The 13,217-nt window shown below is 59.8% G+C and carries 7 protein-coding genes; all 7 read right to left on the bottom strand.

The window, feature by feature from the left end:
- Positions 1-8: 8 nt before the first annotated feature.
- The 7 genes from ACIOWA_RS16830 to tpx all read right to left on the bottom strand — a co-directional run bounded on the left by ACIOWA_RS16830 (position 9) and on the right by tpx (position 12,895).
- Positions 9-755: an SDR family oxidoreductase gene (locus tag ACIOWA_RS16830; protein ID WP_339465808.1), complete on the bottom strand. Its 747-nt coding sequence runs from the start codon at positions 753-755 to the stop codon at positions 9-11.
- Between the two features lie 140 nt (positions 756-895).
- A complete protein-coding gene (locus tag ACIOWA_RS16825) occupies positions 896-2,977 on the bottom strand; it encodes an EAL domain-containing protein (RefSeq protein ID WP_339495636.1) in 2,082 nt (693 codons plus the stop codon).
- 250 nt (positions 2,978-3,227) lie between these two features.
- On the bottom strand, positions 3,228-4,697 hold the full coding sequence (locus ACIOWA_RS16820) for an efflux transporter outer membrane subunit (protein WP_401160818.1): 1,470 nt from the start codon (positions 4,695-4,697) through the stop codon (positions 3,228-3,230).
- Positions 4,694-7,801: an efflux RND transporter permease subunit gene (locus ACIOWA_RS16815; protein WP_401160816.1), complete on the bottom strand. Its 3,108-nt coding sequence runs from the start codon at positions 7,799-7,801 to the stop codon at positions 4,694-4,696. The genes ACIOWA_RS16820 and ACIOWA_RS16815 overlap by 4 nt, the downstream gene beginning before the upstream one ends.
- Positions 7,798-10,902 carry an MdtB/MuxB family multidrug efflux RND transporter permease subunit gene (locus tag ACIOWA_RS16810; protein WP_401160814.1) on the bottom strand — a complete coding sequence of 1,035 codons (3,105 nt, stop codon included), beginning with the start codon at positions 10,900-10,902 and terminating at the stop codon, positions 7,798-7,800. Before ACIOWA_RS16810 ends, ACIOWA_RS16815 begins: the two co-directional genes overlap by 4 nt.
- Positions 10,899-12,206: an MdtA/MuxA family multidrug efflux RND transporter periplasmic adaptor subunit gene (locus tag ACIOWA_RS16805; RefSeq protein ID WP_339465818.1), complete on the bottom strand. Its 1,308-nt coding sequence runs from the start codon at positions 12,204-12,206 to the stop codon at positions 10,899-10,901. Before ACIOWA_RS16805 ends, ACIOWA_RS16810 begins: the two co-directional genes overlap by 4 nt.
- A 188-nt stretch (positions 12,207-12,394) precedes the next feature.
- Positions 12,395-12,895, bottom strand: coding sequence for a thiol peroxidase (gene tpx / locus ACIOWA_RS16800; protein WP_339538935.1), 501 nt, complete (start codon positions 12,893-12,895; stop codon positions 12,395-12,397).
- Positions 12,896-13,217 lie beyond the last annotated feature (322 nt).

Genomic DNA, 13,217 nt, shown 5'->3' with positions numbered 1-13,217 from the left:
CCCTGAATTCAACGCCCGCCGCCGAGATCAACAAAGGTCCCGGTGGCATAAGAAGCTTTGTCCGACAGCAACCAGACAATCGCCTCAGCCACTTCGTCCGGCCGCCCGCCTCGAGCCATCGGAATAGCCGACTCAAGCTTGCTGACCCGATCCGGATCGCCGCTCAGCGCATGGAAATCGGTGTAGATGAAGCCCGGACGCACCGCGTTGACCCGAATCCCCTCGCCCGCCACTTCCTTGGACAAACCGATGGTGAACGAATCAAGTGCGCCTTTGGACGCGGCGTAATCCACGTATTCGTTAGGCGACCCCAGGCGCGATGCGACCGACGACACGTTGACGATACTGCCGCCCTGCCCGCCGTGTTTGGGCGACATGCGCAGGATCGCGTGCTTGGCACAGAGGATCGGCGCCAGGACATTGGTTTTCATGGTTTTGAGAATGCGGAATTCGGACATTTCGTCGACCCGCGATTTATGCCCGACGGTGCCGGCATTGTTGACCAGTGCGGTGACCCGTCCCAGTTCGGTATCGACCCGATGAAACAGCGCGACCACTTCGTCTTCAATGCTGACGTCAGCGCGCACCGCGATGGCTGTTGCGCCAAGCGCTCTGACTTGCTCCAGCACGCTTTGCGCGGCCTGTTCGTCTGACTGGTAGTTGATGCAGATCCGATAGCCCTTCCCGGCAGCCAACAAAGCCGTAGCGGCGCCAATCCCGCGCCCGCCACCGGTAATCACAATGACTTTATCCATGCCGGCCTTTCCCCCAAATTCACACGTAACAGTCGGGGAGAAGAATAACCGCCATTGGCAGGTTTTGCATGAGCCGTGTCAAAGGCTAGGTCTGCGACCACAGCAATGGCGAGGCTGAAGATGTTCTTGTGAGGGTTAACTCAGACGGCCGCCTGCTTCTCGCCCCGGGCAATGTCCTGCATGAATTTGTCCGCCGGCATCGGATACCCCAGCAGATAGCCCTGCAACGAATCACAGCCCAGTTTTGTCAGGAAGTCCTGCTGCACACCGGTCTCCACACCCTCAGCCACAATCCGCAGCCCCAGCGCCTGTCCCAGCGCAACAATTGCCGAGACAATCGCCGCATCGTCGCTGTCGTGCTCCAGATCCCGCACAAACCCACGGTCGATCTTCAACTCATTGGCCGGCAGACGCTTGAGGTACATCAGGCTCGAATAGCCGGTGCCGAAGTCGTCGATCGACAGGTCAACGCCCATGTCCGACAACTCCTGCAGCACCGTCATGCTCGCATCGGCGTCGCTCATGGCCGTGGTTTCGGTGATCTCCAGGGTCAGGCTGTTCGCCGGCAAATGGTGCGTCGCCAGCGCCTTGGCGACGCTTTGCACCAGGCCGGCATGACAGAACTGCAAGGCCGACAGGTTGACCGCGATACGCCAGTCGGTATAGCCAAGCACATACCACTCGCGCATCTGACGGCAGGCCTCGTTAAGCACCCACTCTCCGATCGGAATGATCACGCCGGTTTTCTCGGCCAGATCGATGAATTTGTCCGGCATCAGCAAACCGTGGATCGGGTGTTGCCAACGCAGCAGTGCTTCGGCACCGACCGGGCGCCCATTGGCAGCGTCGAACTTGGGCTGGTAATGCAGGGTGAACTGGCTGTGCTCCAGGGCCGCACGCAAGTCCTGCAGTAACTGCAACTGCTTGCGTGCGTTGCTGTTCATCGACGCGTCAAAGAAGCTGTAACCGTTCTTGCCGGCACCCTTGGCGTGATACATCGCCGCATCGGCGTTCATCAGCAGTTCCTGAGCGGTCCGGCCATTGCCGGGGTACAGGGCGATGCCAACACTGGCGGAAATCTGCAAGTCATGCTCGGCAACGCGAAACGACTGCGCAACCAACCCGACCTGACGTGCCGCCAGCCCCACTGCGTCGTTGGGTTCGGTCAGGCGCACCAGCAGCACAAACTCATCGCCGCCGATCCGCGCCAGCGTGTCCTGGCTGCGCAAGTCTTCCCGCAGGCGCACACCAACTTCGCGCAACAACTGATCGCCCATGTGATGGCCGAATGCATCGTTGACGGGTTTGAACCCATCCAGATCGATGAACATCAAGGCAAAACAGCCGCCCTGTTCATCGACCTTTTTCATCGCCTGATTGATCCGGTCGTCAAGCAACATGCGGTTAGGCAGACCGGTCAAGGTGTCGTGCAGCGCCAGTTGCGTGAGTTCGCGGTTGGCCACGGTCAACGAATGCGCCAGCCCGGCGGTGCGCGTTTCAAGCCGAGCGTCGAGAATCGAGGTCAGCAAGGCAATCGACAGCACCGCCAACGTGGTGATCAGCACCAGACTGTCGAGCCCGTTGCCCTTCAGGCCATTGAGCGTCGCGCCGCAAAAACTGCCGTCAGGGAATTGCGCGGCGGCCATGCCGGTGTAATGCATGCCGACGATGGCGATACCCATGATCACCGCGGCACCACCGCGAATCAGACGAACATGGGGCGAATGCTGGCGCAGGCGGAAAGCGATCCACAACGCCGCCGCTGAGGCACCGACAGCGATCAACAGGGACGCACCGAACAACGCAGGATCGTAATCGATCCCCGGCGTCATTCGCATCGCCGCCATGCCGGTGTAATGCATGGCGCTGATGCCGGCGCCCATGATCAGCGCACCGAACGCTAACTGAGCAATCGGTAGTTTCGGCTGGCTGACCAGCCACAAGGCGAAACCGCAGGACAGCACAGCGATCAGCAGCGACAGCGCCGTGATGTTGATGTCGTAGCCCAGATCGATCGGTAGCCTGAAGGCGAGCATGCCGATGAAGTGCATCGACCACACGCCAACGCCCATGGCCAATGCACCACCGGCGGTCCAGAAATGCACGGAACGGCCTTTGGCAGTGGCGATGCGTCCGGTGAGATCGAGCGCGGTGTACGACGCGAGGATCGCCACACACAACGAAATGAAAACCAAAGTGGAGGAATAGCTACCAATGAGCATAGGGTTTCTCGTCGTCTCCCTAACCGGACTGCATCGATTCTCGGTCGGGCAAAATCAGCGATTGTACTGATTGCGCAGAAGAACGCACTGACAAAGTAACCAAATTGCCATCAAGTCGATGAAACGCTTGTTCGATCGTTCTGAAAGGCTCTGGGTCGACGCTCATTTGCTGCGGGCTTGCTCGCGAAAACAGTGTTTCAGGCAGTGAAATGCCAAAAGTTGCGACGCTTTCGCGAGCAAACCTACCGGTCTAACGGCTGTCGCTGACATCGAGTTGCCCATCCCAGCCACCGCCCAGCGCGGCAATCAACTGCACACTGGCGATCAATCGACTCTGCAATAGGCTCAGCACGCTGCGCTCGTTGCTCAGTGCAGTGGCTTGCACCACGACCACGTCGATGTAGGCAATCAACCCGGCCTTGTACTGGTTTTCCGTCAGGCGCAGCGAATCGCGCGCCGCATCGAGTGCTTCCTGACGCACAGCCGCTTCGTCCTCATACACTTTTAGCTGCACCAGATAGTTTTCAACTTCACGCAAGCCATCGAGTACGGTCTGCCGGTACTTGGCAACGGTCTGGTCGTAGACCGCCTCGGTGCGGTCGACTTCAGCCGAGCGTATGCCGCCGTCAAACAGCGGCAAGTCCAGTTTCGGCCCTACCGACCAAAAGCGGTTCGGCAAGCTGATCAGGTCTTGGGACTTACTGCTGCTGTAGCCGCCACTCAGGCTCAGGGACAGATCCGGGTAGTACGCCGCTTTCGCCACACCTATTTTGGCGTTGGCGGCAATCACCGAGCGTTCGGCCGAGGCGATGTCCGGACGGCGCTCCAGCAACTGCGATGGCAGGCTCAAAGGCACTTGCGGCAGATCGGGAATGGTTTGGGTTTGCGCGATGCTGAAATCCGCTGGCGCTTGCCCGGTCAGTACGGCGACGGCGTTTTCGAACTGCGCGCGCTGCCAGATCAGGTCGACCAGATCGGCCTGGGTACTTTTGAGCTGTGTCTGTGCCTGAGCCACCGCATCACGCCCGGAAACACCGGCGCGGTATTGGTTCTGGGTCATTTTCAGCGAACGCTCATACGCCGCAACAGTGGCTTCGAGCAGACGTTTCTGTTGATCGATGACCCGCAATTGCAGGTAGTTCTGCACCAATTCCGATTGCTGGCTCAGGCGCATTGCCGCCAGATCGGCGAAGCTCGCCTGGGCACTGGCCTTGTCAGATTCTAGCCCTCGGCGCAATTTGCCCCAGATATCCGCCTCCCAACTGACGCCCAGTTGCGCGTTGTAGGTGTCGCGAATACCGCTGGCGGAACTGCTCAGACTCGAACTGCTACTGCCGGTGCCCTGACTCGAGCGGGTCTTGCCCAGACTCAAGTCGACACTTGGATAAAAAGCGCCACGCGCACTGCGCACCAAGGCTTGGGCCTGTCGGTATTGGGCTTGCGATTGCGCAACCGTCTGGTTGGAACTGTTGAGCTTCTCGATCAGCCCGTTGAGTTGCTGATCGCCATACAGCTCCCACCAAGCGCCACGGGCCAGCGAATCGCTCGGGTTGGCCTGACGCCAGCCTTCGGCTTCCTTGTATTGCGCGATTTCAGCCGTCTGCGGGCGCTGATAGTCCGGGCCGACAGCGCAAGCACTGAGCATCGCCACGCACAGCGAAAGGCTCAACAGACGCGAGCCGCGAACAGTGGCCAGATTGATAAGCGAACGGTCAGTCATAGCGGAGTTTCCAGAGCGGCGTCAGTACGCACGCCACGCCATTTATTGAAGCGATGGCGCAGCTTGTCGAGATAGAGGTAAACCACAGGCGTGGTGTAAAGCGTCAGCACTTGGCTGAAAATCAGCCCGCCGATGATGGTCAGGCCCAACGGCTGGCGCATTTCCGCGCCTTCGGCCCGGCTGAGCAGCAACGGCAAGGCACCGAGGATCGCTGCCAGTGTGGTCATCAGAATAGGTCGCAGACGTTGCAAGCAGGCACTGCGGATCGATTCCTGCGGCGTCATGCCTTGATGCCGTTCCAGTTGCAGCGCCAGGTCGATCATCAGGATGGCGTTTTTCTTCACCACACCGATCAACAGAAACAGCCCGAGCAGTGAAATCAGGCTGAACTCGCCGCCCAGCGCATAGATCGACAACAGCGCGCCGACTCCGGCAGACGGCAGCGTCGACAGAATCGTCAGCGGGTGAATGTAACTTTCGTACAGCACACCCAACACCAGATACACCGCCAGCAACGCACCGAGAATCATGAACGGCTGGCTCTTCTGGGTCGCGGCGAACGCGTCGGCGGTACCGGCCATTTTCGCAATAACGTCTTCCGGCAAACCGAGTTTGGCAATCGCTCGTTCGATGGCGGCACTGCCCTGCTCTACCGTCACGCCTTCGGCCATGTCGAAGGAAATGTCTTCCGAAGCAAACTGCCCTTCATGGCTGACCCGGTCGTCTTCCAGGCTGCTCTCGTAGTGAGCGATGGTCGATAGCGGGATCCGCGCACCGTCAGCCGTGATCACTTGCACCTGCTTGAGCGTCACCGGGTCCTGGGCGTACTTCGGATTGACCTCCATCACCACTTGGTACTGGTTGAGGCTGTCGTAGATCGTCGAGATCTGCCGCTGGCTGTACGCGTTATTGAGCACCGAGGTGACCATGTCCATGTCCACATCCAAGCGTTTAGCCTGATCGCGGTCGACGATCAATGTTATTTGCTGCGCGCCCTTGCCTTCACGGGCATCAATTGCGGTCAGCTCCGGCAGTGCGCGCAAAGCAGCCACCACTTTCGGATACCACTGGCGCAGCTCGCCCAGATCACCGCTTTGCAAGATGTAGCTGTACTGCGAAGTGGTCTGTTCGCGGCCACCGCCAAATTGCAGGTCCTGATCGGCCATCAGCATCAATCGCGCGCCAGGCACTTGCGGCATTTCCTTGCGCAGGCGCTCGATGACTTTCTGTGCCGACAGGTTGCGCTCCTTGATCGGTTTCAGGCGCACCAGCATGAAGGCGTTGTTGGTGCCGTTGTTGCCGCCAATGAAACCGGCGACGCTTTCAACCGCTTCGTCCTTGAGCACAGCGCGACGGAACATTTCCATTTTCGGCTGCATCACGTTGAACGACAGACCGTCGTCACCGCGAACGAAACCGATCAACTGACCGGTGTCCTGCTGCGGCATGAAGGTTTTCGGCACCACCACATACAGGGCGACGTTGACGCCAACGGTCACCAGCAAACTGAGCAAGGTCAGACGACGATGGCGCAACACCCAGTCGAGGCTGGTGGCGTACCTGGCGACCATCCAGTCGTTGGTCTCGCGGCTCCAGCGTTGCAGGCGGTTTTCCTGCCCGGGCGTGTGCGGCTTGAGCCACCGGGCGCAGAGCATCGGGGTCAGCGTCAGCGAGACCACCAGCGAGACGACAATGGCCGCTGCCAACGTGATGGAGAATTCGCGGAACAGGCTCTCGATGATCCCGCCCATGAACAGAATCGACAAGAACACCGCCACCAGCGACACGTTCATCGACAGCAAGGTAAAACCGACTTCCTTGGCCCCGAGATACGCGGCCTGCATCGGTTTGACGCCGTCGTCGATGTGCCGGGAAATGTTCTCCAGCACCACGATGGCGTCGTCCACCACCAGCCCGGTGGCCAGAATCAACGCCATCAGCGACAGGTTGTTCAGCGAGAAACCATAGAGGTACATCACCGCGAAGGTGCCGACCAGCGACACCGGCACTGCCAGCGTCGGAATCAGGGATGCACGGAAATTACCGAGAAACAGGAACACCACCAGAATCACCAGTGCTACAGCGATCAGCAGGGTCATTTCCGCTTCGTGCAGTGTCGCCTTGATCACGGGGGAGCGATCCATGGCCAGGTTCAGCTTCACGCTGGCCGGCAGCACCGCTTGCAGCGCGGGCAATTGCGCTTTGATCTCCTTGACCGTCTCGATGATGTTGGCACCGGCCTGCCGGTTGATCACCAGCAACACCGCCGCGTCATCGTTGAAGAAACCGCTGTTGTAGCGATCTTCGACGCCGTCGCTGACCTTGGCCACGTCCTTGAGACGCAACGCCGCACCGTCAGCGTAGTGGATGATCAGCGATTCGTAATCCTTGGCTTTCTCCAACTGGTCGTTGGCCTGGATCTGCCATGACCGCTGCCCGTCCTCGACCGAACCTTTGGGTCGGCGCACGTTGGCGTCGGCAATGGTCTTGCGCACATCGTCGAGTGCCACGCCGTACTGGTTCAGTGCCTGCGGTTCGAGTTCGATGCGTACTGCCGGCAGGGAGCTGCCGCCGATCTGCACCTCACCCACGCCCTGCACCTGCGACAGACTCTGGGACAGAATGGTCGAGGCCAAATCGTAGAGCTGCCCCTTTTCCAGCACATCCGAGGTCAGCGACAGCACCATGATCGGCGCCTGCGACGGGTTGACCTTCTTGTAGGTCGGCATGCTGCGCATCCCGCTCGGCAACAAGTTGCGCGAAGCGTTGATCGCGGCCTGCACTTCCCGCGCGGCACCATTGATGTCGCGGTCGAGGTCAAATTGCAGAATGACCCGGGTCGAACCCTGGCTGGAACGGCTGCTCATGGTGTTGACGCCAGAAATCGCGCCGAACGAGCGCTCCAGTGGCGTCGCCACCGTAGACGCCATGACTTCCGGACTGGCACCGGGCAGGCTCGCCTGCACAACGATTACCGGGAAGTCCATTTGCGGCAGCGGCGATACCGGCAGCAGACCGAAGCTGACACCACCCAACAGCATGATCGCCAGGCTCAGCAGCATGGTCGCGACCGGGCGTTTGATGAAAGGGCCGGAGAGGTTCATGGCTGCTCTACCGGCTCCACGGCCGAAGGCGCCCGCCCCCAGCGACGACCGAGACGGTCGAAATACAGGTAGATCACCGGCGTGGTGAACAACGTCAGCACCTGGCTCACCAGCAAGCCGCCAACCATCACCAGACCCAGCGGTTGGCGCAGCTCAGCGCCGGAACCGGTGGCGAGCATCAACGGTACCGCGCCGAACAATGCGGCCAGCGTGGTCATCAGGATCGGCCGGAAACGCAACAGCGCCGCCTGATAGATCGCCTCCTGCGGCGCCATGCCCTGATTGCGCTCGGCGTCGAGGGCGAAGTCGATCATCATGATCGCGTTTTTCTTGACGATACCGATCAGCAAGATGATGCCGATGATCGCGATCATGCCCAGGTCATTGCCGCTCAGCAGCAACGCCAGCAAGGCGCCGACCGCCGCTGACGGCAGAGTCGAGAGAATGGTGATCGGGTGAATGTAGCTCTCGTAAAGCACGCCCAGCACGATGTACATGGTCACAACCGCCGCCAGAATCAGCAGCAAGGTGCTCGACAGCGAGGCCTGGAACGCTTCGGCTGCGCCCTGGAATTGTGTCTGCACGCCAACCGGCATGCCGATGTCTTTCTGCACCTGTTCGATGACATCAACCGCATGCCCCAGCGCCACACCCGGCGCGAGGTTGAACGACATCATCACCGCCGGGAACTGGCCGATGTGAGTGATCGCCAGTTGTGCCTGACGCTGTTCGACATGGGCCAGACTCGACAACCGCACCTGCGCGCCATCGGTGGTTTTAACGTGAATCTGATCCAGCGCCTGCGGGCCGATCTTCTCTCCGGCCTGGGCTTGCAGCACCACACGGTACTGGCTGGCCTGGGTGTAAATGGTTGAAATCTGCCGCTGGCCGAAGGCGTCGTACAGCGCATCGGTGATGTTCGCCACCGAAACGCCGAGGCGCGAAGCCGCATCACGGTCGATCACCAGGTAGACCTGCAAACCTTTGTCCTGCAAATCGCTGGCAACATCGGTCAGTTCCGGACGCTGCGCCAGTGCCTCGACCAGACGCCCGCTCCACAGGCTCAGCAGTTCGGAGTCCGGCGACGACATGCTGAACTGGTACTGGGTGCGGCTGACCCGGTCCTCGATGGTCAGGTCTTGCACCGGCTGCATATACAGGCGGATACCGACCAGTTTGGCGAGTGGCGGTTGCAGCCGTGCGATCACTTCGGTAGCCGACAGATCGCGCTCGCCGTGAGGCTTGAGATTGATCAGCAAGCGACCGCTGTTCAGCGTGGCGTTATCGCCGTCGACACCGATGTAGGACGACAGGCTTTGTACCGCCGGATCTTCAAGAATCACCTTCGCCAGTTCCTGCTGACGCTCACTCATGGCGGCGAAGGAAATCGATTGCGGCGCCTCGGAAATGCCCTGAATCACCCCGGTGTCCTGCACCGGAAAGAAACCCTTGGGCACGACCAAATAAAGGAACACAGTGAGCGCCAACGTGCCGATGGCTACCATCAGCGTCAGCGACTGATGCTTGAGCACCCACTGCAATTTGCGCCCGTAGGCCGCAATCATCCAGTCGATGCACGCGCCGCTGGCTCGATAAAAACGCCCCTGTTCATGGGGCTCGGGTTCACGTTTGAGCAAGCGTGCGCACATCATCGGCGTCAGCGTGAGCGAGACAACAAGCGAAATCAGGATCGCCACCGCGAGGGTGATAGCGAATTCGCGGAACAGTCGCCCAACCACGTCCGCCATGAACAACAGCGGAATCAGCACCGCGATCAGCGACAACGTCAGAGAGATCAGGGTGAACCCGATCTGCTTGGCGCCCTTGAGCGCAGCTTGCAGGGGGCTATCGCCCTCCTCGATGAAACGCGCGATGTTTTCCAGCATCACGATCGCATCGTCGACCACAAAACCGGTGGCGATGGTCAGGGCCATCAAGGTCAGGTTGTTGACCGAGAACCCGGCGAGGTACATCACGCCGAACGTACCGATCAGCGACAGCGGCACGGCCACCGATGGAATGATCGTCGCACTGGCACGGCGCAGGAACAGAAACGTCACCATGACCACCAGCGCGATGGCGATCAGCAGTTCGTGCTGCACGTCGGTAACCGAGGCACGAATGGTTTGGGTGCGGTCAGTCAGTACCGTTACATCGAGCCCGGCCGGCAGGTTGTCGGTGATGCTCGGCAGCAGCGCCTTGATCCGGTCGACCACCTCGATCACGTTGGCGCCCGGTTGACGCTGGATGTTCAGCAAAACCGCCTGATTAAGGTTGGCCCACGCCGCCAGACGTTCGTTTTCTGCGCCGTCGACGATTTGCGCGACATCCTTGAGCCGTAACGGCGCGCCGTTCTTGTAGGCGAGGATCAGGTTGGCGTAGTCCTTCGGCGAGGTCAGTTGATCGTTGGCGTCGAGCATCGACACCCGCGTCGGGCCGTCGAAGTTGCCTTTGGGCTGGTTGACGTTGGAGGCGGCGATCAGGGTGCGCACGTCCGACAGGTTCAAGCTGTTGGCAGCCAGAGCCTGCGGGTTGACCTTGATCCGCACGGCCTGACGCTGACCACCGGCAATACTGACCATACCGACGCCGCTGATCTGGGCGATTTTCTGCGCCATGCGCGTATCGACCAGATCATTGAGTTTGGGCAGGAGCATGGTTTTCGAGGTAATCGCCAGGGTCAGCACCGGGGTGTCCGCCGGGTTGACCTTGTTGTAAACCGGTGGCGCCGGCAAGTCGCTTGGCAACAGATTGGTCGCGGCGTTGATCGCGGCTTGCACCTGCTGTTCGGCGACGTCCATGTTGATGTCGAGGCTGAAGCGCAGGGTCAGCACCGAGGCGCCGCCGGAACTGGTTGAAGCCATTTGAGTGAGGCCCGGCATTTGCCCGAACTGACGTTCAAGCGGCGCAGTGACGGCACTGGTCATCACGTCCGGGCTGGCGCCGGGATAGAGGGTCATGACGCGGATGGTCGGGTAGTCGACCTGGGGCAGCGCCGACACGGGCAGCAAGCGGTAAGCGATCAGGCCGGCCAAAACAATGGCCAGCATGCTCAGGGTGGTGGCTACCGGACGGAGGATGAACAGCCGCGAAATGTTCATGCGCCCTTCTTGGCCTTGTCGGTGACAGCGGCGTCAGCAGGCGTGGCAGCGGATTGGCCTTGCAAGTGCTCGGTCGGGGTGGTGGGCACCTGATTGCTGTCGTTGACCACCTCGACCTCACTGCCCTCTTTCAGACGGTCGGTGCCTTCGAGCACCACACGATCACCAGCGGCGAGGCCTTCGTTGATAACCGTGTTTTCGCCGTCACTGGCGCCGACCTTCAATTGGCGAATAGTGACGTTCTTGTCGCCATCAAGCGCGTAAGCGAAGGTGCCGTTAGTGCCGAATTGAACGGCGGCGGACGGTACCAGCACCACACCTTTAAGGGTGTCGGCCAGCAAGTGAACGTTGACGAACTGGTTGGGAAACAGCGCCTGATCACGGTTATCGTAGCGGGCCTTGAATTTCAGAGTGCCGGTGGCCACGTCGATCTGGTTGTCGAGGCTTTGCAGTACGCCGCTGGCTTGCAGTTTGGTATCGCCGCGATCCCAGGCCTCGGCTGGTAGTTTGGCGCCGCTTCGGTAGCGGGCAAGCACGGTTTCGAGGCTGTTTTCCGGCAGCGTGAAGGCGACGCTGATCGGTTGCGTCTGGGTGATTACCGCGAGGGACGTGGTGTCGTTGGCGGTCACCAGATTACCGACGTCTACCTGACGCAAGCCGACGCGACCGGTAATTGGCGCACGGATCTTGGTGAATTCGAGATTGAGTCTGGCGTCGTTGACTGCCGCCTGATTGGTCTTGACCGTGCCCAGATACTGGCCGACCAGCGCCTCGGCGGTGTCCAGGGTCTGCTTGGCGATGCTGTCTTCTTTGTACAACCCACGATAACGCTCGACATCGACCTTCGCGTTTTTCAGTTGCGCCTGATTTTGCAGCAAGGTGCCCTCGGCCTGGAGCAAGGCGTTCTGGTACGGACGCGGATCGATCTCTGCCAGCAAGTCGCCAGCCTTGACCATCTGGCCTTCTTCAAAATTGATCTTGACCAGTTCGCCACCCACCCGGCTGCGCACGTTGATGGTGTTGAGCGCGGTCACCGTGCCCAAAGCCTTGTAATACAGCGGGAAGTCGCCCGTGACGGCCGGCGCCACCCGCACCGGAACAGGCCCCGTGCCACCACCGAAGCCCGGTCGCATCATCCCGGAACGCCCGGTATGACCGGCCGCCGCTTTCTCGTCACCCTCCTTGTGGGCTGAACCGGCAGGCCAGAATTTCCAGCACAGGACGGCGATAACCAACAAGACAAGCAGGCTGATCAGCCAGCGACGGGCGTTGCGTGGGGACGATTGCATGGAGTGATTAACCATTGGGCGCGTGGGCTTCTTTTACGGGAGGCTGAACGATAAGCACTGGTGGGGATTTAGCAAAGCAGCTTTACCGGCAATTTACCTTCAACTTACGTTTCAAGGTGTGAGGCAAAACACTGATACACAAATGAAAACGGCCTGGACAGTGCCAGGCCGTTAACAATTGTAAAGCGCTTGTTTCAGAACATTTATTTCAAGACGGCCAGGGCCGCTTCGTAATTAGGCTCTTCAGCGATTTCCTTGACCAGTTCGCTGTGCAGAACGTTGTCGTTTTCGTCCAGAACCACCACGGCACGAGCGGTCAGGCCTTTGAGTGGGCCGTCAGCGATGGCCACACCGTAGTTCTCGATGAACTCGACACCGCGCAAGGTCGACAGGTTCTGGACATTTTCCAGACCTTCAGCGCCGCAGAAGCGAGCCTGAGCGAACGGCAGGTCAGCCGAGATGCACAGCACCACGGTGTTGCTGATGTCGTTGGCCTGAGCGTTGAACTTGCGCACGGAGGTGGCGCAGGTCGGTGTGTCGACGCTTGGGAAGATGTTCAGCACTTTGCGCTTGCCGGCGAAGTCTTTCAGGGAGACATCCGACAAATTGCCGGCAACCAGGGAAAAGGCTGGCGCCTTGGAACCGGCTTGTGGCAACTGGCCGTTGACTTGAACCGGATTGCCTTTAAGGGTGACTTGAGCCATGACTTGAGTCCTTCTGAACGTTGTTGTTGAGCATGCAAGAGGCCGAAGTTAAGCACGAAATTGTCCGACGACCTATGCCTTGACTGAAATTGTCATGTGCCGAAACGCAAAACTGCATACAACCCAAGTACTCAGTAGGCAGCTACACCGTTCCTGTTGAAACTGAAATCGTATTGAGGAATGTTCCCGCATTCTTCAGCGAGTCTTCCTACATAGATTTTTTTCTGCCCTTGTTACCGTGCCCGCCAGTTCTCGCGAGCACAAACCAGGGACGGTTTCGACATCGCGCTCTTTTCCTCTTTGCTTAAGGATAAGCGTATGT

It is taken from the genome of Pseudomonas sp. NPDC087614 (assembly GCF_044743485.1).
GTDB classification, from domain to species: domain Bacteria; phylum Pseudomonadota; class Gammaproteobacteria; order Pseudomonadales; family Pseudomonadaceae; genus Aquipseudomonas; species Aquipseudomonas baetica_A.
Note: the sequence above shows the minus strand (reverse complement) of the source record. Positions and strands in the feature narration are given on the sequence as shown.

Excerpts from the sequence above, each read along its gene's own strand:
- ACIOWA_RS16830 (WP_339465808.1), bottom strand. The coding sequence starts at position 755 with ATGGATAAAGTCATTGTGATTACCGGTGGCGGGCGCGGGATTGGCGCC.
- ACIOWA_RS16825 (WP_339495636.1), bottom strand. The coding sequence starts at position 2,977 with ATGCTCATTGGTAGCTATTCCTCCACTTTGGTTTTCATTTCGTTGTGT.
- ACIOWA_RS16820 (WP_401160818.1), bottom strand. The coding sequence starts at position 4,697 with ATGACTGACCGTTCGCTTATCAATCTGGCCACTGTTCGCGGCTCGCGT.
- ACIOWA_RS16815 (WP_401160816.1), bottom strand. The coding sequence starts at position 7,801 with ATGAACCTCTCCGGCCCTTTCATCAAACGCCCGGTCGCGACCATGCTG.
- ACIOWA_RS16810 (WP_401160814.1), bottom strand. The coding sequence starts at position 10,902 with ATGAACATTTCGCGGCTGTTCATCCTCCGTCCGGTAGCCACCACCCTG.
- ACIOWA_RS16805 (WP_339465818.1), bottom strand. The coding sequence starts at position 12,206 with ATGGTTAATCACTCCATGCAATCGTCCCCACGCAACGCCCGTCGCTGG.
- tpx (WP_339538935.1), bottom strand. The coding sequence starts at position 12,895 with ATGGCTCAAGTCACCCTTAAAGGCAATCCGGTTCAAGTCAACGGCCAG.